23 protein-coding genes are annotated in these 21260 nt (G+C 73.6%); 10 read left to right on the top strand and 13 right to left on the bottom strand.

The features are described from left to right. Nucleotides 1-16 precede the first annotated feature (16 nt). Nucleotides 17-649, bottom strand: coding sequence for a class I SAM-dependent methyltransferase (locus tag ACGFI1_RS39890; RefSeq protein WP_138635814.1), 633 nt, complete (start codon nucleotides 647-649; stop codon nucleotides 17-19). A gap of 146 nt (nucleotides 650-795) precedes the next feature. On the opposite strand from ACGFI1_RS39890, the gene ACGFI1_RS39885 reads away from it, so the two are divergent. Then, entirely contained in the window at nucleotides 796-2046 is a 1251-nt protein-coding gene (locus ACGFI1_RS39885; RefSeq protein WP_138635813.1) for a sensor histidine kinase, read from the top strand. A gap of 115 nt (nucleotides 2047-2161) precedes the next feature. Further along, nucleotides 2162-2836, top strand: coding sequence for a response regulator (locus ACGFI1_RS39880; protein WP_138635812.1), 675 nt, complete (start codon nucleotides 2162-2164; stop codon nucleotides 2834-2836). A 10-nt stretch (nucleotides 2837-2846) separates the two neighbouring features. Here the strand turns inward: ACGFI1_RS39880 and ACGFI1_RS39875 are convergent, their stop codons facing one another. Together ACGFI1_RS39875 and ACGFI1_RS39870 are read right to left on the bottom strand one after the other, a co-directional pair. Beyond that, the gene (locus ACGFI1_RS39875; protein ID WP_138635811.1) at nucleotides 2847-3803 is read right to left on the bottom strand and encodes a quinone oxidoreductase family protein; all 957 of its coding nucleotides are present in this window, start codon (nucleotides 3801-3803) and stop codon (nucleotides 2847-2849) included. 29 nt (nucleotides 3804-3832) lie between these two features. Then, entirely contained in the window at nucleotides 3833-4579 is a 747-nt protein-coding gene (locus tag ACGFI1_RS39870; protein WP_392792885.1) for an SDR family oxidoreductase, read from the bottom strand. Nucleotides 4580-4625: 46 nt separating this feature from the next. On the opposite strand from ACGFI1_RS39870, the gene ACGFI1_RS39865 reads away from it, so the two are divergent. Next, nucleotides 4626-5849 carry an acyl-CoA dehydrogenase family protein gene (locus ACGFI1_RS39865; protein WP_392792884.1) on the top strand — a complete coding sequence of 408 codons (1224 nt, stop codon included), beginning with the start codon at nucleotides 4626-4628 and terminating at the stop codon, nucleotides 5847-5849. Then, a complete protein-coding gene (locus tag ACGFI1_RS39860; protein WP_387075802.1) occupies nucleotides 5846-6508 on the top strand; it encodes a TetR/AcrR family transcriptional regulator in 663 nt (220 codons plus the stop codon). Before ACGFI1_RS39865 ends, ACGFI1_RS39860 begins: the two co-directional genes overlap by 4 nt. A gap of 45 nt (nucleotides 6509-6553) precedes the next feature. On the opposite strand, the gene ACGFI1_RS39855 is transcribed toward ACGFI1_RS39860, so the two are convergent. Next, complete coding sequence (locus tag ACGFI1_RS39855; protein ID WP_392792881.1) at nucleotides 6554-7573, bottom strand: ROK family transcriptional regulator; 1020 nt, start codon at nucleotides 7571-7573, stop codon at nucleotides 6554-6556. 73 nt (nucleotides 7574-7646) lie between these two features. On the opposite strand from ACGFI1_RS39855, the gene ACGFI1_RS39850 reads away from it, so the two are divergent. Further along, nucleotides 7647-8822: an MFS transporter gene (locus ACGFI1_RS39850; protein ID WP_392792880.1), complete on the top strand. Its 1176-nt coding sequence runs from the start codon at nucleotides 7647-7649 to the stop codon at nucleotides 8820-8822. A gap of 91 nt (nucleotides 8823-8913) precedes the next feature. Here the strand turns inward: ACGFI1_RS39850 and ACGFI1_RS39845 are convergent, their stop codons facing one another. From ACGFI1_RS39845 to ACGFI1_RS39810, 8 genes are all read right to left on the bottom strand, one after another. Next, nucleotides 8914-9117: a cold-shock protein gene (locus ACGFI1_RS39845; RefSeq protein WP_067468803.1), complete on the bottom strand. Its 204-nt coding sequence runs from the start codon at nucleotides 9115-9117 to the stop codon at nucleotides 8914-8916. A 189-nt stretch (nucleotides 9118-9306) separates the two neighbouring features. Next, nucleotides 9307-10560, bottom strand: a complete 1254-nt coding sequence (kynU, locus tag ACGFI1_RS39840; protein ID WP_392792878.1) for a kynureninase — start codon at nucleotides 10558-10560, stop codon at nucleotides 9307-9309. Next, a complete protein-coding gene (locus ACGFI1_RS39835) occupies nucleotides 10557-11609 on the bottom strand; it encodes an amidohydrolase family protein (protein ID WP_392792876.1) in 1053 nt (350 codons plus the stop codon). Before ACGFI1_RS39835 ends, kynU begins: the two co-directional genes overlap by 4 nt. A 10-nt stretch (nucleotides 11610-11619) precedes the next feature. Further along, nucleotides 11620-12192: a 3-hydroxyanthranilate 3,4-dioxygenase gene (locus tag ACGFI1_RS39830; protein ID WP_392792875.1), complete on the bottom strand. Its 573-nt coding sequence runs from the start codon at nucleotides 12190-12192 to the stop codon at nucleotides 11620-11622. Next, nucleotides 12189-12641, bottom strand: coding sequence for a RidA family protein (locus tag ACGFI1_RS39825; RefSeq protein WP_205719498.1), 453 nt, complete (start codon nucleotides 12639-12641; stop codon nucleotides 12189-12191). Before ACGFI1_RS39825 ends, ACGFI1_RS39830 begins: the two co-directional genes overlap by 4 nt. Next, on the bottom strand, nucleotides 12638-13381 hold the full coding sequence (locus tag ACGFI1_RS39820; protein WP_392792873.1) for a 2-keto-4-pentenoate hydratase: 744 nt from the start codon (nucleotides 13379-13381) through the stop codon (nucleotides 12638-12640). The genes ACGFI1_RS39825 and ACGFI1_RS39820 overlap by 4 nt, the downstream gene beginning before the upstream one ends. Then, complete coding sequence (locus ACGFI1_RS39815; RefSeq protein ID WP_274704649.1) at nucleotides 13381-14166, bottom strand: 2-keto-4-pentenoate hydratase; 786 nt, start codon at nucleotides 14164-14166, stop codon at nucleotides 13381-13383. Before ACGFI1_RS39815 ends, ACGFI1_RS39820 begins: the two co-directional genes overlap by 1 nt. Nucleotides 14167-14177: 11 nt before the next feature. After that, entirely contained in the window at nucleotides 14178-15614 is a 1437-nt protein-coding gene (locus ACGFI1_RS39810; RefSeq protein ID WP_392792871.1) for a 2-hydroxymuconic semialdehyde dehydrogenase, read from the bottom strand. 232 nt (nucleotides 15615-15846) lie between these two features. On the opposite strand from ACGFI1_RS39810, the gene ACGFI1_RS39805 reads away from it, so the two are divergent. Genes ACGFI1_RS39805 through ACGFI1_RS39785 form a run of 5 tightly spaced genes read left to right on the top strand, consistent with a single transcriptional unit; the run spans nucleotide 15847 to nucleotide 20342 of the window. Then, nucleotides 15847-16134 (top strand): hypothetical protein, encoded by a 288-nt coding sequence (locus tag ACGFI1_RS39805; RefSeq protein ID WP_392792870.1) that lies wholly within the window; start codon nucleotides 15847-15849, stop codon nucleotides 16132-16134. Nucleotides 16135-16183: 49 nt separating this feature from the next. Next, nucleotides 16184-16504, top strand: coding sequence for a hypothetical protein (locus ACGFI1_RS39800; RefSeq protein WP_089327252.1), 321 nt, complete (start codon nucleotides 16184-16186; stop codon nucleotides 16502-16504). 3 nt (nucleotides 16505-16507) lie between these two features. Further along, the gene (locus ACGFI1_RS39795) at nucleotides 16508-17536 is read left to right on the top strand and encodes an MvdC/MvdD family ATP grasp protein (protein WP_392792869.1); all 1029 of its coding nucleotides are present in this window, start codon (nucleotides 16508-16510) and stop codon (nucleotides 17534-17536) included. Beyond that, complete coding sequence (locus ACGFI1_RS39790; protein WP_392792867.1) at nucleotides 17536-19371, top strand: ABC transporter ATP-binding protein; 1836 nt, start codon at nucleotides 17536-17538, stop codon at nucleotides 19369-19371. Before ACGFI1_RS39795 ends, ACGFI1_RS39790 begins: the two co-directional genes overlap by 1 nt. Nucleotides 19372-19415: 44 nt before the next feature. Then, nucleotides 19416-20342: a LysR substrate-binding domain-containing protein gene (locus tag ACGFI1_RS39785; RefSeq protein WP_392792865.1), complete on the top strand. Its 927-nt coding sequence runs from the start codon at nucleotides 19416-19418 to the stop codon at nucleotides 20340-20342. Here ACGFI1_RS39785 and ACGFI1_RS39780 read toward each other — a convergent pair. After that, nucleotides 20332-21201 carry an alpha/beta hydrolase gene (locus tag ACGFI1_RS39780; RefSeq protein ID WP_392792863.1) on the bottom strand — a complete coding sequence of 290 codons (870 nt, stop codon included), beginning with the start codon at nucleotides 21199-21201 and terminating at the stop codon, nucleotides 20332-20334. The two genes, ACGFI1_RS39785 and ACGFI1_RS39780, sit on opposite strands and share 11 nt — an antisense overlap. Nucleotides 21202-21260 lie beyond the last annotated feature (59 nt).

Genomic DNA, 21260 nt, shown 5'->3' with positions numbered 1-21260 from the left:
GGGATCTGCCCGTTCCTCAGTCGCGCACGGCGACGCCGAGCACGTGCGGTGAGGCGGGGTTCCCCCGGCCTCCCTCGGGGAACTCGAAGTGCCGCTCGGTCCGGACGGTGAAGCCCGATCCGGCGATCCACTCGTCCGTCGGGCGGGACACGTGGCAGCCGGCGGCGAAGAACGGCCACAGGACGTCGGCGTACCGCTGGAACCGCGTCTTGCCCGGCGTCCTCCCCCGGACGTGCTCGTAGTAGCGCAGCTCGCCGCCCGGCCGGAGGACGCGCCTCAGCTCGGCCAGCGCGCGGACGGGGTCGCGCACCGAGCACAGCACGAGCGAGGCCACCGCGACGTCGAAGGAGGCGTCGTCCAGGTCGAGGTCCTCGGCGAGGCCGGGGCGCACCGTGACGGGCACGGGCGCCCGCGCGGCGGCGCGGTCGGCCTGGGCGCGCAGCCGCGGCTCCGGTTCGATCGCGACTACCTCGGTCACCTCGGGCGGGTAGTGCGCGAAGTTGGCCCCGTATCCGGCGCCGACCTCCAGCACGCGGCCGGACGCGCCGGCGAGCAGCTCGGCGCGGTGCGCGGTCCCGCCCGCCTTGGCGCAGCCCGCGTCCAGCCGCGGGTAGAGCCGGGCGAAGATCGGGTGGCTGAGATCGGTCATGCCCGCAGTCTCCGCCGCCGGACCCGGTCACCGCAAGATCGCACGCGGACGACGGCGCAGTTCAGGCTGATACCGGAGGGGCGGATCGGATCTCCCTCCCCGGGGTCAGGCGGTCCGGGCGGCGCGGGTTCTAGGCTTCCGGTCAAATGAACGACTCAGACCGCGCCGCCTCCGCCGGCCGCACCCGGCTGGCCGCCGGGGTCCGCGCCGCCCTGCTGCCCGGCGGGGACGGCCCGCCCGTCACCCTGCTGCCCGCGCCCATGCCGCTGCGGGTGCCGATCCTGGCCCTGCTCGCCGCGCTGACGATCGGCTTCACCGCGGGCTCCATCGCGATCGCGATCTCGGGGTACCACGTCGACCCCGGGCTGGCGTGGCCGCTCGGCGTGCTGCAGGGGGCGCCGCTGATCTTCGCGGTGCGGTGGCCGCTCGCCGCCTGGCGGGTCGCGGCGGCCGGGCTGCTGCTGACGGTGTTCGTCCGGCACGGCGCGGGCTTCATGCCGTGGCCGGTCACCGCGATCCTCGCGCTCGTCGTCATCCTGTTCTTCACCGGCGTCGGCGCGGACCGGCAGACGACGGTCGGCGTCGGCGCGGTGACGGTCGCCGGCGTGCTGGTGCCCGCCGTGCTGTTCGGAATGCCCGGCTGGTTCGGCATGATCCTCGCGGGCATCGCGGTACTGGCGCTGACGTTCGGGGACGCGGTCGGCGGGCGGCACTCCGCGGTGGAGGAGCTGCGCCGCCGCGAGGAGCAGCACCGGCAGGACCTGGCCCGGCAGGCGGTGCTGGAGGAGCGCGCCCGCATCGCCCGCGAGCTGCACGACGTCGTCGCGCACCACATGTCGGTGATCGCGATGCAGGCGGAGGCGGCCCCCTACAAGATCCCCGACCTGCCGGACGCGGCCCGGCAGACGTTCGGGGTGGTGCGGGACGCGGCGCGCGAGGCGCTCACCGAGACGCGCCGCGTCGTGGGGCTGCTGCGCGCCGACGACGAGGGCGCCGAGCGCGCCCCGCAGCCCGGCCTGGAGCGGCTGGACGACCTCGTCGCCGCCGCCCGCCGCGCCGGGCTGTCGGTCGCGACGGTCGTGGTCGGGATGCCGCGCCCGCTGAACGCGGGCGTCGACCTGTCGGCGTACCGGATCGTTCAGGAGTCGCTGAGCAACGCGTCCCGGTACGCGCCGGGCTCCCAGGTGCACGTCGAGGTGAAGTACGGGGCCGAGGCGCTGTCGGTGACGGTCACCGACGACGGGGCCCGCAGCACGCCGGAGGAGTCGCAGGGCGGCGGCCACGGCCTGGTCGGGATGCGCGAGCGCGTCACGATGCTGGGCGGCAGCCTGGACGCCGGCCCCCGCGCCGACGGCTGGTCCGTCACCGCCGAATTGCCGTACGGAGACGCGGACTGACCGGCGCCCGGAGCGGAGCGCCAGCGGAGCGGAGGGCGACGGTCAGTCCGCCCCTTCCGGGGGTCTGGGGGTCGTCCCCCAGAAAACAGGTGATCGCCGGCCGTAGGCTTGCGGCGTGACGATTCGGGTGCTGATCGCCGACGACCAGGTGATGATCCGCGACGGGCTCGCGGCGCTGCTGTCCTCCGATCCGGGGATCGAGGTGGTCGGGCAGGCGGGCAACGGCCGCGAGGCGGTGGAGCTCGGCCGCGCGCTCGATCCGGACGTCATCGTGATGGACATCCGGATGCCGGAGATGGACGGCCTCGCCGCCACCGCCGAGCTGGTCGGGCCGCCGGATCCGGCGGCCGACCCGGCGGACGCGCGGCCGAAGGTGCTGGTGCTGACCACGTTCGACCTGGACGAGTACGTCTACGAGGCGCTCGGCGCGGGCGCCAGCGGGTTCCTGCTGAAGGACGCCTCGGCCGCCGACCTGGTGAACGGGGTGCGGGTGGTGGCGGCGGGCGACGCGCTGCTCGCCCCGTCCATCACCCGGCGGCTGATCGGCGACTTCGCGCGCCGGCGCCGGCACCAGCGGCCGAGCCCGCAGGCGACCGCGGGGCTGACGCCGCGGGAGCTGGACGTGCTGCGGCTCATGGCGCGCGGGCTGTCCAACGCCGAGATCGCGGCCGAGCTGGTGCTGGCCGAGCAGACGATCAAGACGCATGTCGGGCACGTGCTGACGAAGCTGGCGCTGCGCGACCGCACCCAGGCCGTCGTGTACGCCTACGAGAACGGCCTGGTGGGGTAGCGGCGGCGGGTCAGCGCGAGGGGTCCAGGACGAGCTTGCCGGTGGTGCGGCGGGCCCGCAGGTCCTCGTGCGCCCGCCTGGCCTCGGTGAGCCCGTACTCGCCGCCGCCGACCACGCGGAGCCGGCCGTCGGCGACGAGGCCGAACAGCTCCTCCAGCGCGGTGCGCATCACGTCGCCGGGCAGCTGGAAGACGTGCGCGAGCCACATGCCGGAGATCGTGGTGGAGTGCGCCATGAGCGTGGCGGGGCGGACGGGCGAGGGCTCCTTGCGCGACGCCATCCCGTAGAAGGCGAGGCGGCCGAAGGGGGCGAGGGCGCGCAGGCTCTGGTCGGTGACCTCGCCGCCCGTCATCTCCAGGACGGTGTCGACGCGGCGGCCGCCGTTGGCGTCGATGAGCGCGGCCTTGAGGTCGGGCTCGTTGGCGTCGATGGCGACGTCGGCGCCGAGGTCGAGGGCGAGGGCGCGCTTGTCCGCCGAGGAGGCGGTGGCGATGACCCGGCCGGCGCCCCACGCCTTGGCGAGCTGGACGGCGAGCGTGCCGACGCCGCCGGCGGCGGCGTGCACGACGACGGACTCGCCCGGCGCGAGGTGGACGCTGCGGCGCAGCAGCACCCACGCGGACGCGCCCTGGACGATCATGCCGAGGGCGGTGACGTCGTCGATGCCGTCGGGGACCTCCCAGGCCAGCGCCTCGGACGCGACGGCCTTCTCGGCGTAGCCGCCGGTGCCGACGAGCGCGACGACGCGGCGGCCGTCCGGGGTGGTGCCGACGACCTCGCCGCCGGGCACCATCGGCAGCGTGGACGCCGACAGGTAGCTGTTCTCCGCCTGGTGGGTGTCGGCGTAGTTGACGCCGGCCCGGGCGACGTCGACGAGCAGGTGCCCGGGGCCGGCGGTCGGCTCGGGCAGCTCGGTGACGGTGAGGACCTCGGGCCCGCCGAACTCGGTGATCTGGATCGCGCGCATGTCTCTCCTGTCGGTGTCGGGCGGGCGGCTCAGCGGGGGCCTGGGACGCCGCGGAACGTGAACGGCTCGGACGGGCGGCCCGGCACCACGTACCAGGCCTCGCCCGCGCCGTCGGCCTCCAGGATCCGCATGAACGCCTCGACGACGTCGGCGACGTCCAGGATCGGGAACCCGGTCTCCTGGAGATGCCCCTTCAGCGGCACGAGGATGTCGGTGTCGGCGAAGGAGGGGCACAGGGCGTTCACCCGGATGCCCTCCGCGGCGAACGTGGGGCCGAGGGCGCGGACGAGCCCGACGACGGCGGCCTTGTTGGCGCCGTACACCGGGTCGAACGGGGTCGCGGTGAGCGCCGCCATGCTGGCGGTGGCGATGATGTCGCCGCCGCCGCGGGCGCGCAGGGCGGGCAGGGCGGCGTGCGCGCCGAACACGACGCCGTCGAGGTTGATGCCCATGGCGCGCCGGTAGGCGGCGAGGTCGAAGTCGTCGCCCACTCCCCCGCCGCCGGCGACGCCGGCGTTGAGGAACGCCACGTCGAGGCCGCCGAACCGCTCGACGGCGACGGCCACGGCGGCCTCGCTGTCGGCGGGCTCGCGGACGTCGCAGCGGACGAACGCGCCGTCCAGCTCCTTCGCGAGTTCGGTCCCGGCGTCGGCGTCGACGTCCGCGACGACGACGCGGGTGCCGGCGCCGGCGAGCCGGCGCGCCACCGCGGCCCCGATGCCGTTGGATCCGCCCGTGATCAGCGCGACCTTGCCGGTGCCGTCGAAGGCTGCCATGGGGACTCCCTCTCGAAGTAACTGACTCGTCAGTTACTCTAGCGGAATGGACTTCGGTTTGAGCGAGCGGGCCCAGGAGTACCTCGGCCGCCTCCAGGACTTCATGGACAGCCACGTCTACCCGGCCGAGCCGGTCTACGCCGCGCAGCGGGCGGAGCTCCGCGCGGCCGGGCAGGAGCACACCGTCCCACCGGTCGTCGAGGACCTCAAGGTCGAGGCGCGCAAGCGCGGCCTGTGGAACCTGTTCCTGCCCGACAGCGAGGACCCGGCGCACGGCCTGAGCGTCACCGACTACGCGTCCCTCGCCGAGGTGACGGGCCGCTCCCCCAGCCTCGCGCCCGAGGCCACCAACTGCGCCGCGCCCGACACCGGCAACATGGAGGTCCTGCACCTGTTCGGCACGCCCGAGCAGAAGGAGACCTGGCTGCGGCCGCTGCTGGACGGCGAGATCCGCAGCGCGTTCGCGATGACCGAGCCGGACGTCGCGAGCTCCGACGCCACCAACATCTCCACCCGCATCGAGCGCGACGGCGACCACTACGTCATCAACGGCCGCAAGTGGTGGATCAGCGGTTCCGCCGACCCGCGCTGCAAGATCATGATCGTGATGGGCAAGACCGACCCGGACGGCCACCCGTACCGGCAGCAGTCGATGGTGCTGGTGCCGCTCGACGCGCCGGGGGTGGAGGTCGTCCGGCCGCTGCCCGTGTTCGGCTACTCCGACCAGCACGGCCACTGCGAGATCACCTTCACCGACGTCCGGGTGCCGGTGGAGAACCTCGTCGGCGAGGAGGGCGGCGGCTTCGCGATCGCGCAGGCGCGGCTCGGCCCCGGCCGCATCCACCACTGCATGCGCGCGATCGGGATGGCCGAGCGGGCGCTGGAGCTGATGTGCGAGCGCGCGGCGTCGCGGGTGGCGTTCGGCGGCCCGCTGGCCAAGCAGGGCGTCGTCCGCCAGCAGATCGCCGAGTCGCGGATGGCGATCGAGCAGGCCCGGCTGCTCACCCTGAAGACCGCCTGGCTGATCGACAAGCACGGCGTGCAGGCGGCCCGGTCGGAGGTCGCGGCCATCAAGGTGATCGCGCCGCGGGTCGCGCTGGACGTCGTGGACAAGGCGATCCAGGTGCACGGCGGCGCCGGGGTCAGCGACGACACGCCGCTCGCCGCGATGTGGGCGGGGCTGCGCACGCTGCGCCTCGCCGACGGCCCGGACGAGGTGCACGTGCGGTCCGTGGCCCGCGCGGAGCTGGGCAGGTATCTCGGTAAATGACCAGTGGCACGGGGGAGACGGCGGGCGTGCGGCGGCGGATGCCGTACGCCCGGCGGCGCGAGCAGCTGCTGCAGGTGGCGCTCGCGGAGTTCGGCCGGCGCGGCTACCACCTGACCCAGATGGAGCACGTGGCCGGGGCGGCGCAGGTGTCCAAGGCGCTGCTGTACCAGCACTTCACGTCCAAGGAGGAGCTGTTCGCCGAGGTGACGGAGGCGATCGTCGGCGAGCTCACCGGCCGGCTGAACGAGGCCGTGCTCGCCGCGCACGGCTCCGCGGACGGCATCCGGGCGATGATCCGGGTGCTGTTCGACTACGCCACCGCCGAGCCGGACGCGTGGGCGCTGGTCGTCCGGCACCTCGACAAGCCGGAGGTGGGGCTGGAGCTGCGGGAGCTGCGCGACCGGCTCGGCACCGCGTTCGCCGACCTGCTGCTGCGCCGCCGCCGCGCCGACCCGGCGCTGTCCCCGGCCGCGCTGGAGGTCAACGAGCGGCGGGCGCGGCTGCTCGTCCCGCTGATGTACGGGTCGATGCTGTCGATGGTGTCGTGGTGGCTGGAGCATCCCGACACGCCGCGCGAGCGCGCCGAGCAGATGGCGGTGGAGTTCATCTGGCTCGGCCTCGACCGGCTCCGCAACGGCGAGCGCCTGCCCAAGGAGTAGCCCTGTACAGGCTCAGCCAGGCACGGGTCTAACCGAACACGGGGTCTAACCGAACACGGCGTCGCGGACGACGTCGAGGGCGGTCAGCACCGCGCCGCGCAGCACGGCGTCGCCCTCGACGCGGCTCGCCCGCACGTCGGTGGGGGCCGGGCCGAGGGCGCCGAGCCGGTCGGCGACGAGCCCGGCGAGCCGGTCGCCGCCCGAGCGGCCGAGTTCGCCGCCGAGCACGACGAGCCCGGGGTCGAGGACGGCGACGAGCGCGAACGCGGCCTCGGCGATCCAGGCGGCCACCTGCTCGTCGGCGAGGCCGGCGACGGCGGCCCGGTCCAGCAGGTGGCAGAAGTCGGTGCCGCCGAACTTCAGCAGCCCGACCTCGCCGGCGCCGCCGGACGCGCCGCGCCGCAGCCGGCCGTCCAGGACGACCGCGCCGCCGATGCCGTCGTCCAGCCACAGCAGCGCGAAGTCGGCGCGGCCCGCGGCGGCGCCCTCCCGGTGCTCGGCGATCGCGCCGAGGTTGACCTCGTTCTCCAGCCGCACCGGCGCGCCGAGGCGGTCCCGGAGCGCCGCGCCGAGGTCGGGGCGGCCGCCGGGGACGCCGCTGTCGGTCACCAGGCCGGTGCGCGGGTCGACGGGGCCGGGGGTGCCGAGCACGACGGTGTGCAGGGCGCGGCCGTCCGCCGCCTCCGCGACCGCCGCGGCGACGAGGGCGGCCAGGTCGGGGGCGGCCGGCAGGGGGCGGGTCGCGGTGCCGGTCTCGTTCCCGGCGATGTCGGCGACGACGACGTGGACGGCGTCGCGGCGCAGGTCGACCCCGGCGATGTGGGCGCGGTCGGCGACGAGTCCGTAGAGGCGGGCGTTCGGGCCCCGCCGCTCGGCGCCGGTCTCCCCGGCCACCTCGACGAGCCCGGCCGCCCGGAGCCGCTCGATCAGGTCGGACACGGTCGGCCGGGACAGCCCGGTCAGCGTCCGCAGCTGCGGGGCGGTGAGCGGCCCGCGTTCGAGCAGCAGGTCGAGGGCCAGCCGGTCGTTGATCGCGCGGGCCATGGTCGGGTCGGCGGTCTTCACGGCCCACATAGTAGTCAGGGTTCCTGCCTAATACACTTTTCATCAGGAAGCCTTCCTGTTAGTTTTTCCGTCCATGACCTCTCCCCACCGGGCCATCGGCGCGGTCTTCGCCGTCCACGGGGCCGTGGCGGGCACCCTCGCCACCCGCCTCCCCTGGATCCAGGACCGCCTCGACCTCTCCCCCACCGTGCTCGGGCTGGCCCTGCTGTGCCCGTCCCTCGGCGCGTTCACCGCGATGCCCACCGCGAGCCGCGTGGCGCACCGGATCGGCGAGCGCCGCACCGTCCGGCTGCTGATCGCGGCCTGGTGCGCGGCGCTCGCCCTCCCCGCGCTCGCGCCCGCGCCCGCCTGGCTGTTCGCGGCGATGCTGCTGTACGGCGCGACCGCCGGCATGTCGGACGTCGTCATGAACTCGCACGGCGTCGCGGTGGAGCGGGCCGTGGGCCGCCCGGTCATGTCGGGGCTGCACGGCCTGTGGTGCGTCGGCAGCCTCGCCGCGGGCGGCGCCGGAATCGCCGCCGCGCACGCCCGGATCGACGCGCGCCTGCACCTCGGGCTGGTCGCGCTCGTCCTGCTGGCGGCGGGCCTGCTCGCCGGGCGGGGGCTGCTCGCGGACCGGCCCGCCGAGGGCGTCCCGGCGCCGCGCCGGTTCGCGCTGCCGACCAGGGCCGTCGCCGCGATCGGCGCGGTCGGGTTCTGCGGGACGTTCGCCGAGGGCGCGAGCGCCGACTGGTCCGCCGTCTACCTCACCGAGGTGACGCACGCGGGCCCCGGCCTCGCCGCCGCCGCGTTCACGGTCTTCATGTCCTGCATGGCGGTCACCCGGCTGGCCGGCGACCGGCTCGTGCGGCGGTTCGGCCCGGCGGCGGTCATCCGGTGCGGCGGCTCGGTCGCCGTGGCCGGCGGGATCATGGTGGTGGCCGCCCGCGCGCCGTGGGCCGCGGTCGCCGGGTTCGCGCTGGTCGGCATCGGGATCGCCACCGTCGTCCCGCTGGTGTTCGCGGCGGCGGCCGGCATCGGCGCGACGCCCGGCGAGGGCGTGGCCGGCGTCGCGACGATCACCTACCTGTCCGGGCTGACCGCGCCGGCGGTGACCGGCTGGACGGCGGGCGCGCTGTCCTACCGGGCGGCGTTCGCGATGATCACGTGCGTGGTCGCGGTGATGACGCTGTCGGCCGGCGCGCTGCGCCCGCGCGAGCCGGGCACAGCGGCGCCCGCGACCGAGGCGTCGGCGAAGGCGCTGCACTAGCGCCCGCCGGCCTCGCCGCGGGCATGCGAAAGGCCGGGGACGGCGAGCGTCCCCGGCCTTTCGTCGGGTCTACATCGAGAAGGGCGAAGCCTTAGAGCGGGTAGACGCCCTCGGCCTGCGGGCCCTTCTGGCCCTGCGTGATCTCGAAACCGACGCGCTGGTTCTCGTCCAGGCTGCGGTACCCGCTGGTGGTGATCGCCGAGTAGTGGACGAACACGTCGGGGCCGCCGCCGTCAGGCGCGATGAACCCGAAGCCCTTTTCGGCGTTGAACCACTTCACGGTGCCTTCGGCCATGCTGTCTTTTCCTTCTGGGTAACCTCACCGGCCCGCCGGACGGCGGACCGGGCTGCAAGCGGACTCATCCCACGTCCGCCGGTCGCCCGGAAAAACGCTTTCGAGACTGCTCGACGCCGGACTGGCCGACGCCATCGTGCAACGCGTCCGAACCTACCCGATACCGGCGCGACTTATGCACCGACACACCTAAACAAGATCCGACAATGCCTCGGCGGCGCGGTGGCAGTCGTGGAACGTGCAGTACAGCGGGACGGGCGCGAGCCGGACGACATCGGGTTCGCGGGCGTCGGCGACCACGCCGTGCGCCGCGGCGAGCCGCCGGACGAGCCCGCCGGCGTCCGGGACGCGCAGCGACAGCTGGGCGCCCCGCGCCGCCGGGTCGGCCGGGGTGATGACCTCCACGCCGCCGAGCGGGGCGAGCCGGCCGGCCAGGTACCCGGTGAGGCGCTCGCTCTTGGCGCGCAGCGCGGCCATCCCGGTCCGGTCGAAGATCTCCAGGGAGGCCAGCACGGGCGCGAGCGCGAGGATCGGCGGGTTGGACACCTGCCAGGCGTCGGCGGACGCGGGCGGCGCGATCTCGGGGTCCATCCGGAACCGGACGGCCGGGTCGGTCCCCCACCAGCCGGACAGCTTCGGCACGGAGGCGTCCCGGACGTGGCGCTCGTGCACGAAGCAGCCCGCGACCGCGCCCGGACCGGAGTTCAGGTACTTGTAGGTGCACCAGGCGGCGAAGTCGACGTCCCAGTCGTGCAGCCGCAGCGGGACGTTCCCGGCGGCGTGCGCGAGGTCCCAGCCGACCACGGCGCCGGCCGCGCGGCCCGCCTTGGTGATCGCGGGGATGTCCATGAGCTGGCCGGTCAGGTAGTTGACGCCGCCGAGCAGGACGAGCGCGACCGTGCCGCCCTCGCGTTCGAGGAAGGCGAGGACGTCCTCGGTGCGCAGGTTGTCCTCGCCGGGGCGCGGCTTCAACCGCACGACCGCCGCGGCCGGGTCGAGCCCGTGGTGGACGGCCTGGCCCGCGACCGCGTACGAGTCGGACGGGAACGCCGAGTCCTCGATGAGGATGCGGGTGCGCGTCCCGGCGGGCCGGTAGAAGCTCGCCATCAGCAGGTGCAGGTTGACCGTGAGCGAGTTCATCGCGACGACCTCGTGCGGCAGCGCGCCGACGAGCCGGGCGGCGGGTTCGCGGAGCAGCACGTGGTAGTCCACCCACGGGCGGCGCCCCTGCGTGTGCGCCTCGACGGCGAGGCGCGCCCAGTCGTCCAGTTCCTCGCGGAGCCGTCCCGCGACGCTCCGCGGCTGCAGGCCGAGGGAGTTGCCGGCGAAGTACGCGGCCTCCTCGTACCGGCCGCCGGGCGCGGGCGGGACGAGGAACTCGCCGCGCAGCGTGGGCAGCGGGTCGGTCTCGTCGAGCCGCCGCGCCTCGTCTTCCAGGGTCACTGCGTCATTCCTTCGGTGGTCACGAGTGCGGGCGCGGGCGCGGGCTCGGGCGCCTCGGCGAGGGCGAAGAACTCCGCCGCGTTGCCGCCGAGCAGGCGGGCGCGGTCGGCGTCGTCCAGCCCGGGGCAGGCGCGGATCGTCGCGCCCGGCTCCAGTTCGCCGAGCGGGAACGGGTAGTCGGTGCCGAGCATGACGTGGCCGGGGCCCATCACGTCCACGAGCAGCCGGAGCGCGCGCGGGTCGAACACGGCGGAGTCGACGTGGAACCGGTCGAGGTACTCCGACGGCGGGCGCGGCGAGTCGGCGCGGACGATGTCGCGCCGGTGCCAGGCGTTGTCGGCCCGCCCGAGCAGGAACGCGAAGCTGCCGCCGCCGTGGCAGAAGCACATCCGCAGCGACGCGGGGATCCGCTCGAACGCGCCGGACAGCATCAGCCCGAGGATGCTCAGCTGCGTCTCGGCGGGCATCCCGGACAGCCACGGCAGCATGTGGCCGCGCATCCGGTCGGCGCCGAGCATGTCCCACGGGTGCGCCAGCACGGGCAGGCCGAGTTCCGCGCAGTGCGCGAGGAACGCGGTGATGCCGTCGTCGTCGAGGTTGCGGTCGCCGACGTGGTTGCCGATGTGGACGCCGCGGTGCCCGGCCGCCTTCGCGCGGGTCGCGACCCGGCAGGCGAGCTCGGGGTCTTGGAGGGGGACCTGGCAGAGCGGCAGCAGCCGGTCCGGTGCGTGCGCACAGAACGCGAGGATGCGGTCGTTGACCAGGTCGCACCAGTCGGCGGCGCGGGACGGCTCGGCCGCGTACCCGAACATCAGCGGGGTTGAGGAGACGGCCTGGACGTCCACGCCCGCGGCGTCCATGTCGGCGACGCGGCGCGCGGGGTCCCACAGGGCCGCGCCGACCGGCCGGTACTCCTCGTCCCCGGACATCATCATGCCGGTGCCGCCGCCGTCGAGGCGCAGCCACGGCTGCCCCTCGTCGGCGAGCACGCAGCCCTCGTCGCGGGTGAGCTCCGGGAAGACGTGGGCGTGGACGTCGATGACCGTCACGGCGCCCCCGTCAGGCCCGGGGCGCGGTGGTCGGGGTCATGGCCCGCGGCCATGTCCTGCCCGGGTGGACGGCTCCGCAGTTGGGGCACGTGCGGTCGCCGCCGTAGAAGCCCTCGAACACGGGCGGCAGGTCGTCCACGATGGAGCGGACCTGCAGCTCGGCGCGGTGGACGAGGTGGTGGCACTCGGTGCAGTACCACTCGAACGCCTCCGTCAGCCCCTCCGGCCTGGGGATCTCCACGACCAGGCCGATCGAGCCGGGCTCGGGGCGCTGCGGCGAGTGCCGGACGTGCGGCGGCAGCAGGAAGACGTCGCCCTCGTTGATCTGCACGTCGGTCGGCGGGCGGCCCTCCTCCTCCATGACGCGCAGCACCATGTTGCCGCGGAGCTGGTAGAAGAACTCCTCGGTCGGGTCGTCGTGGAAGTCGGTGCGCTGGTTCGGGCCGCCGACGACCATGATGATCAGCCCGGCCTCGTCGAACACCTGGACGTTGCCGACGGGCGGCTTGAGCAGGTCGCGGTGCTCGTCGATCCATGCCTGGAAGTTGAACGGGTGTCCGTGCGACAGCTGCGGCAGGGTCATGCCCCGGCCTCCTTGCCTCTCTGCGACGTGTCTGTCTGCGGGATGTGCGCGACGCACGAGATCTCGACGAGCAGGTGCGGGTGCGGGAGCTGGTGGACGGCCACGGTGGTGCGGGCCGGGCCGCTCTCGTCGAAGTACTCGCCGTAGACCTCGTTGTAGCCGCCGAAGTCGTTCATGCTCACCAGGTACGCGGTGACGTTGACGACGTCGCGGAGGTCTCCCCCGGCGGCGGCGAGCAGGTCGCGGATGTTCTCGATGACGGCGCGGGTCTGCGCCCGGATGTCGAGGTCGGTGACGCCCATCGGGTCGGCGCTCGCCCCGACGAACGTCCCGTCCGGGCGGCGCGAGCTCGTCCCGGACACGAACACGAAGTCGCCGGCCCGCTTGAGGTGCGGGAACCGTCCCCGCGGCTTGGCCTTGCCGTCGACGAGGAACGCGTCGCCCATCATGTGGCCACCTCGACCGCGCCGAGGCCGGCCCCGGTGACGCGGACGTGCGCGTCCTTCGGCAGCGGGACGGCCGCCGTGGCGGCGCCCGCGAGGACGATCCAGCCGGGTTCGAGGGTGATCCCGGCGCCGAGCGCGAGCCGCGCCGCCGCGCGCAGCGACCGCGCCGGGTCGCCGAGGATCGCGGCGGACGACCCGGCCTGCACCGGGCGCCCGTCGATCTCCAGCAGGAGCCCGGCGTTCGACAGGTCGCGCGGCGGGTGCCAGGCCCCGTACCCGAACCGCGCCGCCGAGGCGTTGTCGGCGATGACGTCCGGGAGGGTGAACTCGAAGTCCCGGTAGCGGGAGTCGAGAATCTCGAACCCGACCGCGACGCCGGCCACGGCCGACTCGGCCTCGGCGACCGAGCGGACCTCCCGTCCGATCAGGTAGGCGATCTCCGGCTCGACGCGCGGGTGGATGAGGCGCGACACGTCCACCGAGGGCCCGGCGAGCATCCGGTCGGTGAGCAGGCCCCAGATGACGTCGTCGACGCCCATCTGCACCATCTTGGCGCGGCTGGTGAAGCCCATCTTGATCCCGGCGGGACGCTCGCCCCGGCGGCGGCGCAGCTCCATCCCAGCACGCTGCACCGCGTAGGCGGCGGGGACGTCGAACGGCGTCGTGTCGGTCAGCTTCGGGACCGCGCGGACGTCGCGGGCGGCGTCGTCGAGGGTCCGCGCGAGCGCGGTCACGTCCACCATCAGGCACTCTCCTTGCCGAAGGCGACGCGGACGTCGCCGAGCCCGTCGATGCGGGCCTCGAACACCTCGCCGGGCGCGGCGGGGACGACCGGGCCGAGCGCGCCGGTCAGCACCGTGTCGCCGGCGCGCAGCGGGCGGCCGACGCGCACCAGCGTGTCGGCGAGCCACAGCGCCGCGTTCAGCGGGTGGCCGAGGCAGGCGGCGCCGTTGCCGGTGGAGACCTGCTCGCCGCGCCGCTCCATCACCATCCCGCACAGGCGCAGGTCGACGTCCTTGAGGAGGACGGGCCGGTTGCCGAGCGCGTACATGCCGGACGAGGCGTTGTCGGCGACGGTGTCGGCGAGCGTGATGTCCCAGTCGCGGACGCGGCTGCCGACGACCTCGATCGCGGGCAGCGCGAACGCGGTCGCGCGGATGACGTCGGCGACGGTGTGCCGCTCGTGGGTGAGGTCGTGCTCCAGCACGAGCGCGACCTCCGCCTCGGCGCGCGGCTGCAGGACGGCGCCGGCGGGGATCTCCTCGCCGTCCGGGACGGCCATGTCGGCGAACAGCATCCCGAAGTCGGGGCTGTCCACGCCGATCTGCCGCTGGACGGCCTTGGAGGTCAGCCCGATCTTGCGGCCGGCGAGGCGGCGGCCCTCGGCCAGCCACCGCTCGGTGAGCCGGTCCTGGACGGCGTAGGCGTCGTCGGCCGTGGTGATCAGGTCGCGGACGGGCGCGCACGGCGTGCCGGCGGCGTAGGCGCCGAGCAGCCGGTCGGCGGCTTGGTCGATGGTGGTCGTCACGGGGCTCGCTCTCAGATCTGGATGCAGACGTTGACGGGTTCGGAGAAGAAGTCCAGGGAGTACTCTCCCCCTTCCCTCCCGATTCCGGACGCCTTGACACCGCCGAACGGGGTGCGCAGGTCGCGCAGGTTCCAGCAGTTCACCCAGACGATCCCGGTCTCGACGCGCGGCGCCACCCGGTGCGCCCGCGACAGGTCGGTGGTCCAGACGGTGGAGGCGAGGCCGTAGGGGCTGTCGTTGGCGAGCGCGAGGGCCTCGTCCTCGGTGTCGAACGGCGCGACGTGGCACACCGGCCCGAAGATCTCCTCCCGGACGGTGCGGGCGGTCTCGGGCAGGCCGGTGAGAACGGTCGGCTCGACGAAGAAGCCGCCGTCGCGCTCGTCGCCGAACTCCGGCACCCCACCGCCCGCGACGACCGTGGCGCCCTCCTCGCGGGCGAGCCGGTAGTAGGACAGGACCTTGTCGCGGTGCTCGGCCGAGATCATCGGCCCGTACCCGTCGAGTTCGCGCGCACGGGCGCCGAGCCGCTCCACGAACTCCTCGTAGACGGGCCGCTCGACGTAGACGCGCTCGGTGCACAGGCAGATCTGCCCGGAGTGGGTGAAGGACGAGCGGACCGTCCCGTCCACGGCGGCGTCGAGGTCGGCGTCGGCGAAGACCAGCGCGGGGTTCTTGCCGCCCAGCTCGAACGACACGGGCGTCACGTGCTCGGCGGCGTTGCGCATGATCGCGGCGCCGGTCGCCGACTCGCCGGTGAACGCGATCGCGTCCACTCCGGGGTGCCCTGTCAGGAACTCGCCGGCCGCGCCCGCGCCGTGCCCGTGCACCAGGTTGAACGCGCCGTCCGGCACCCCGGCCTCGTCGATGACGCGGGCGAGCAGCGTCGCGGTGGACGGCGTCTCCTCCGACGGCTTGACCACGACGGCGTTGCCGCACGCGAGCGCCGGGGCGATCTTCCAGGTGGACAGCAGCAGCGGGAGGTTCCACGGCGAGATGATCGCGACGACGCCGAGCGGCCGCCGCACGGTGTAGTTGAGCGCCTCGCCCGTGCCCGCGCTCCACCCGGGGATCTGCGTCACGTAGGCCCGCTCGGGACGGCCGTACAGCAGGTCGGCGTACGCGCGGAAGTTCCCGGCCGCACGCGGGACGTCGACGGTCTCGGCGAACGAGCGGGGCCTGCCGGTGTCGGCGACCTCCGCCTCGACGAACTCCTCGAACCGGGCGTCGATGCCGTCGGCGACGCGCCGCAGCGCGGCGGCCCGCTCCTCGGCGCCGGCCGCGCCCCACCCGCCCTTCAGCGCGGCCCGCGCCGCCGTGACGGCGTCGTCGACGACCTCGCGGGTGGCCTCGGGGACGGTGCCGAGTTCGGCGCCGGTCACGGGATCGACGAGCGGGAAGCCGGGTCCGTCCGAGCGGAAGACGCCGCCGACGTAGTGCTCAGCCTTCATCCGTGTCCTCCCGCATGGCTCGACAGGTCCGATCCTCTGCCCCGCGAGCTATGCCTGGCAAATACCAAATCCCCCAAGCGCTATCACTCATCGGATATAGATTCGCCGGCCGGCCGGGTGGCCGGATGCGGCCAAGATCGCGGGCTTGCCGGGGCCCGCCGCCCATGTCACTTTGATCATGTACCGCCGGTGATCTTCGGGAGGCCCCGAGCATGACCCACGGCACCGGAGCATGACCCACGGCACCGGCCCCCTCGACCCGCCGTCCTTCCTCCGCCTCGACCCGCCCGAACTCGACGGCGGCGACCTCGTCGTCCGCGCCCGGCCGACCGCGTCCCGCGCCCGGACCCGAACCAGCCCCTCCGCCCCGCTCGCCTACCTCTACGAGGCCCCGGACGAGCACGAACCCGAGCACACCACCCGACTCGCGGCCGGCCACTACGACACGACCACCCTCACCTGGTCGTTCTCCGGCGACATCCCGGGGATCATCGGGCTCACCGAGCCCACCTCCCCGTAGCGGCCCCGCGCACGAGTGTCCGGCACACCCCGTCCCGAAAGGCACAGCCATGCCCGGAACCCTGACCAGGCCCGCCCTGCGCACGACCCGCGCGTTCATCTCACCCGACCACGCCGGCTTCGACCCGGCGGCGATCCCGACCCCGGACGGCGACGAGCGGCCGTTCGGCTACGCCTACTCCACCCCGTGGGGGACGCCCGACGAGGGCGCCCCGGCCGCCGACCCGCAGGCGGGGCACTACGACCCCGCCACCCAGACCTGGGTCGGCCCCAACGGTGAGGACATCACCGCGGGGTACAGCTCGTACACCGTCACCGGCTCGGGCCAACCGCCGTGGGGCGACAAGATCCTCGACGATGTGTGCGCCTGACGCGTGAACGACGATCGGCCAGAGGTCCTGATCCTCACCCAGGACTTCGACCCGACGGTCGACCCGGTCGTCCGAAGCCTCACGGCCAAGGGCGCCCGGGTCTTCCGGGTCGACACCAGCTACTTCCCCCGCCGGCTCAGCTTCGCCACGTCCGACTTCGACGGCGTGGACCGGGCCGTCATGCGCCACCACGACGGCGAGATCGACCGCGAGGTCGACCTCAACGCCCTGTCCGGCGTCTGGTACCGGCGGCCCACCGCGTTCGAGTTCGGCGACGACATGGGCGAGGCCGAGCGCGAGTTCGCCCGCTACGAGGCACAGCACGGCGTCGGCGGCATCTTCCGCTCGACCGACGCCCTCTGGATGAACCGACCCGACCTGGACGCGGTCGCCGACCTGAAGCCCTACCAGCTGAAGCTCGCCAAGAAGGCCGGTCTGCGGGTCCCGCGGACACTGCTGACCAACGACCCGGACGAGGTCGCGCGGCTGGCGAAGCAGGAGGGCGAGGGCAAGCTCGTCTACAAGTCGCTCAGCGGCGGGGTGATCCACTACCCGGGCGCGTTCCCGTCCGGCCTGTTCACAGCCGTGCTGGGCGAGGAGATCGACGAGCACCTGCCTCGCGTCCGGCACACCATCTGCCAGTTCCAGGAGTACATCGAGAAGGCGTACGAGGTCCGGCTCACCGTCATCGGCGACAGCTACTTCCCCGTGGTGATCGACTCGCAGGGCGCGGAGCGGACCAAGGTCGACTGGCGGGCCGACATCCAGATGAACTACGGCGACTACCGGCCGCTGCCGGAGGACGTCATCCGCCGCACCCGGGCACTGCTCGACGAGCTCGGGCTCGTGTACGCCGCCGTCGACTTCATCGTCACCCCGGACGGCGAGCACGTGTTCCTGGAGTCCAACCCCAACGGCCAGTTCATGTGGATGCAGAACGACCTCGGGCTGCCGATGAGCGACCGCATCGCCGACCTGCTGATGAAGGGCCATGCGGGCCGGCGCGGTGAAGTGGAGCAAATCGGCTACTGATGGACGATCCACCGCCCGTCACCGCGGCCGAGTGGTCGCAGCCGCCGCAGGTCGGCCTGCGGCGGCTGCCCCGGCTCGTCTGGGGCGCCGTCCGCCTCGCGGCGTCGGCGGCGCCCCGGGAGTACGCCCTCATCACGGCGCTCCAGGCCGTCGCCGGCCTCGGCCTCGTGCTGCCGCTCCTCAGCGGGCGGCGCCTCCTCGACCAGGCGCTCGGCGGCGCCGATATCGCCGACGTCCTGGTGCAGGGCGCAGTCGTCCTCGCAATGACGGGGCTGATCGCCGTCGCGGTCTCGGTCGCGTCGTCGCGGGACGACGTGCTGAGCGAGCTGCTGAACCGGTACGCGATGGGCCGGATCCTGGACGTCGCCTGCACGGTCGACCTCGCGGAATTCGAGCGTCCCGCCTTCCACAACCGGCTGGAGCGCGCCTCGATGAGCGCTCGGATCCGGCCGCACCAGGTCGTCCAGGGGCTGGGGGCGCTGACCAGCGCGCTGATGGCCACCGCCGGGGTCGCGCTGGCGCTCGCGGCGATCGAGCCGTGGCTCGTCCCCGCGACGCTGGCCGCCGGGGCGCCGCTGTGGCTGGCCGGGCTGAAGAGCGGGCAGGTGCTGTACGGCGCACTGTTCCGGCTCACGCCCGCCGAGCGGGAACGCAGCTATCTGCAGGATGTGCTGACCAGCCGCCGCTCGGCTGCGGAGGTCCGGGCGTTCGGCCTGGCCCCGCATCTGCGCGGCCGCTGGGAGGCGCGGACCGAGGAGCGTCTTGAGGAGATCCGCCGCACGGTTCGAACCCGCCTGCGCATTACGTTGGCGGCGCGGTGCGTGAGCGGCATCGCGCTCGGTGCGGTGCTCGGGCTGCTGCTGGCGTACACGGCGACGGGCGGAATGCCGGTGGCCGACGCGGGCGCCGCCGCCACCGCCGTAATGCTGCTGGCCGCGCGTCTTCGGATGTCCGCCGCGGGTACCGACCAGCTCTTTGACGCGGCGCCATTCGTCCAGGACCTGACCTCGTTCCTGGCTCCGCCGGAGCGCGGGCCGTCCGGCTCGCCGCCTCCGCCGTTCGGCGTGCTGACGGCTGAGAACCTTTCGTTCACGTATCCGTCGGCCGCGCGTCCTGCCGTGGACGGCGTTGATCTGCGGATCGAGGCGGGGCAGGTCGTCGCGCTGGTGGGCGAGAACGGGTCGGGTAAGACGACGCTGGCGAAGCTGCTGTCGCATCTGTACCGGCCGGAGTCGGGGCGGATTCTGTACGACGGCGTGGACGTCTCGGGCGCTTCTGCTGACGGCCTGCGCGAGTCGATCGCCGTGCTGTTCCAGGACTTCGAGCGCTACGTGCTCCCGGCGTCCGACAACATCGCGCTGGGCCGCCCTGAGGCACCAGCCGACGCCGAGGCCATCGCGCGGGCCGCCCGCGCGGCCGGGGCGGACGGCTTCTTGCGCGGCTTGCCGGACGGCTATTCGACCTTGCTCGGCCCCCAGTTCGCGGGTGGCACGGACCTGTCGGGCGGCCAGTGGCAGCGGGTGGCGCTGGCCCGCGCGTTCTTCCGGGACGCTCCGTTCGTCATCCTGGACGAGCCGACCGCGACACTGGACGCCCGCGCCGAGCACGAGTTGTTCGACCGCCTGCGGACGTTGCTCGCCGGACGGACCGTCCTGCTGATCTCGCACCGGTTCTCGACCGTCCGGATGGCGGACCACATCTACGTGCTGGCGGACGGCCAGGTCGCTGAACACGGCACCCACGACTCGCTCATGGCCGCAGGCGGGCGCTATGCCGAGCTGTTCACGCTCCAGGCCGAGGCGTACCTGGACCCGTCAGACATACCCAGTGCTTGAGGTTGGCGGATTCAGCTATCACCGTCCTGTGATACCAAGTCGGCATGCGCGCGATCGACCTCCTCAACGGACGGCTGAAGCTCCGGCACCTGGTGCTCGTCGTCGCCATCGCCGATCAAGGCAGCGTCCTGCGGGCCGCCGAGCACCTGCACCTGGCGCAGCCCGCCGTCACCCGGAGCCTGCGCGAAGTGGAGGGCATCCTCGGCGTCGACCTGTTCACCCGCGGCCCGCGCGGCGTGACGCCGACGCTGTTCGGGGAGGCGTTCATCGAGCACGCGCGCGCCGTCCTGGCCGAACTCCGCCGCGCCGGCGACCGCATCACCGGCCTGGCGGACGGCGAGGTCGGGACGGTCACGATCGGCACTCTCCTGGCGGGCTCGAACGTCCTGCTCCCCCGCGCGATCGCCGCGCTCAAGAAGGACCGGCCGGGCATCACGGTCATCGTCCAGGAGGCGACGTTCGACGCCCAGGTGCCGCGCCTTCTGGACGGCGAGATCGACCTGATCCTCGGCCGCCTCAACCCGATTGACGATCTGCGCGGCCTCCGCCAGCTCACCCTCTACGGCGAACCAGTTCTCCTGGTGGCCCGCCAAGACCACCCGGCTCGCGCCGTACCCGACCTCGCATTGGCCGACCTCCTCGCCTACCCGTGGGTGCTGCCCCTAGAGCAGACGGCCTTGCGCACCGAGCTGGAACAGGTCTTCCGCGCTTCCGGCCTGACGCTCCCCGGCAACCTGGTCGAGTGCACGTCCGTCCTGACCGTCCGGACCCTGGTCCGCGACACCGACATGATCGCCGCGCTCCCGGAACTGGTGGCCCGGACCGACGCCGACATAGCGCCGCTGCCCGTCCCGCTGGAGACGGTCCGCCGCCAGGTCGGCGTGACGCTCCCCGCGGACCGCACCCCGACGCCGTCGGCCCGCCTGATGCTCGACCACCTCGAACGCGAGGCGGCGGCGCTCACCGCCTGATCAGGCGCATCAGCTCCGTGCTCACCCGCGACTCCGGGTCCGCGAGATCGAGCACGACGTCGAAGTGGTCGCGGCCAGGCACGATCAGCAACTCACCGGCACCCCACTGCGGCTGGAACAGCCTCGACTGCTCCAGGAAACCGTCTCCGTCGTCCTCAGCCACCGCGAAGACCGCAGAACACCGATAGTCGGCGTCCAGCAGAGCGGGGCTCAGCGCGGCAGCCCGTTCCAGATCGAGCTTCACGTACTCGTTGACATACACACGAGTGATCGGCCGGATGTCGAACAGCCCGCTGAACGGCATCGCGGCCTTGACCACGTCCCGCGGAAGCCCGAAGTCGTCCTGCCATCCGCCGACCATCGTCATCCCGGTCAGATGCCCGCCCGCCGAACTACCACCCACCACGATCCGCCCGGGATCGAGCCCGTGATCCCGTCCGTGCCGGTACACCCACGCCACGGCCGCCCGCACCTGCCGGACGATCTCGTCCAGCGATGCCTTCGGCGCCAGCGTGTAGTCGGGCACCACGGTCGCGACGCCCTGCTCGTACAAGGCCCGCGCCATGAAGGACGACACGTCCCGCGAGAGCGCCATCCAATAGCCGCCGTGCAGGAAAACGAACACGGGCCGCAGGCCGTCGTCCCCGGTCCCCCACACATCGAGCCGCTCGCCGCTCGCCTCGTCGTAGACGATCCCTGGACGGCCGGGCAGCCCGTCCACGGCCTGCTCCGAAAGCTCCCGGTACCGCGCCATATGCCGCTCGAAGAGCTCCGGCCCGGCCTTCCGCCGCACGTTGTAGGCGACGTCCAGTTCCTCGTCGCTGAGCCCGCTCCCCGGCCAGTCATCTAGATCGTCCACGCTCCCACCCTCCTCCCACCCCGCGCCGCCGGGCAAATACCGATTCACCCGGCGGCTAT

Source organism: Actinomadura geliboluensis, assembly GCF_043197915.1.
GTDB classification, from domain to species: domain Bacteria; phylum Actinomycetota; class Actinomycetes; order Streptosporangiales; family Streptosporangiaceae; genus Spirillospora; species Spirillospora geliboluensis.
This window is presented reverse-complemented; position numbering and strand designations above follow the sequence as displayed.

Coding starts and splice junctions, on each gene's coding strand:
- ACGFI1_RS39860 (WP_387075802.1), top strand. CDS start 5,846: ATGACCAGTGGCACGGGGGAGACGGCGGGCGTGCGGCGGCGGATGCCG.
- ACGFI1_RS39845 (WP_067468803.1), bottom strand. CDS start 9,117: ATGGCCGAAGGCACCGTGAAGTGGTTCAACGCCGAAAAGGGCTTCGGG.
- ACGFI1_RS39865 (WP_392792884.1), top strand. CDS start 4,626: ATGGACTTCGGTTTGAGCGAGCGGGCCCAGGAGTACCTCGGCCGCCTC.
- ACGFI1_RS39875 (WP_138635811.1), bottom strand. CDS start 3,803: ATGCGCGCGATCCAGATCACCGAGTTCGGCGGGCCCGAGGTCCTCACC.
- ACGFI1_RS39885 (WP_138635813.1), top strand. CDS start 796: ATGAACGACTCAGACCGCGCCGCCTCCGCCGGCCGCACCCGGCTGGCC.
- ACGFI1_RS39890 (WP_138635814.1), bottom strand. CDS start 649: ATGACCGATCTCAGCCACCCGATCTTCGCCCGGCTCTACCCGCGGCTG.
- ACGFI1_RS39800 (WP_089327252.1), top strand. CDS start 16,184: ATGCCCGGAACCCTGACCAGGCCCGCCCTGCGCACGACCCGCGCGTTC.
- ACGFI1_RS39825 (WP_205719498.1), bottom strand. CDS start 12,641: ATGATGGGCGACGCGTTCCTCGTCGACGGCAAGGCCAAGCCGCGGGGA.
- ACGFI1_RS39850 (WP_392792880.1), top strand. CDS start 7,647: ATGACCTCTCCCCACCGGGCCATCGGCGCGGTCTTCGCCGTCCACGGG.
- ACGFI1_RS39790 (WP_392792867.1), top strand. CDS start 17,536: ATGGACGATCCACCGCCCGTCACCGCGGCCGAGTGGTCGCAGCCGCCG.
- ACGFI1_RS39870 (WP_392792885.1), bottom strand. CDS start 4,579: ATGGCAGCCTTCGACGGCACCGGCAAGGTCGCGCTGATCACGGGCGGA.
- ACGFI1_RS39830 (WP_392792875.1), bottom strand. CDS start 12,192: ATGACCCTGCCGCAGCTGTCGCACGGACACCCGTTCAACTTCCAGGCA.
- ACGFI1_RS39785 (WP_392792865.1), top strand. CDS start 19,416: ATGCGCGCGATCGACCTCCTCAACGGACGGCTGAAGCTCCGGCACCTG.
- ACGFI1_RS39820 (WP_392792873.1), bottom strand. CDS start 13,381: ATGGTGGACGTGACCGCGCTCGCGCGGACCCTCGACGACGCCGCCCGC.
- ACGFI1_RS39810 (WP_392792871.1), bottom strand. CDS start 15,614: ATGAAGGCTGAGCACTACGTCGGCGGCGTCTTCCGCTCGGACGGACCC.
- ACGFI1_RS39805 (WP_392792870.1), top strand. CDS start 15,847: ATGACCCACGGCACCGGCCCCCTCGACCCGCCGTCCTTCCTCCGCCTC.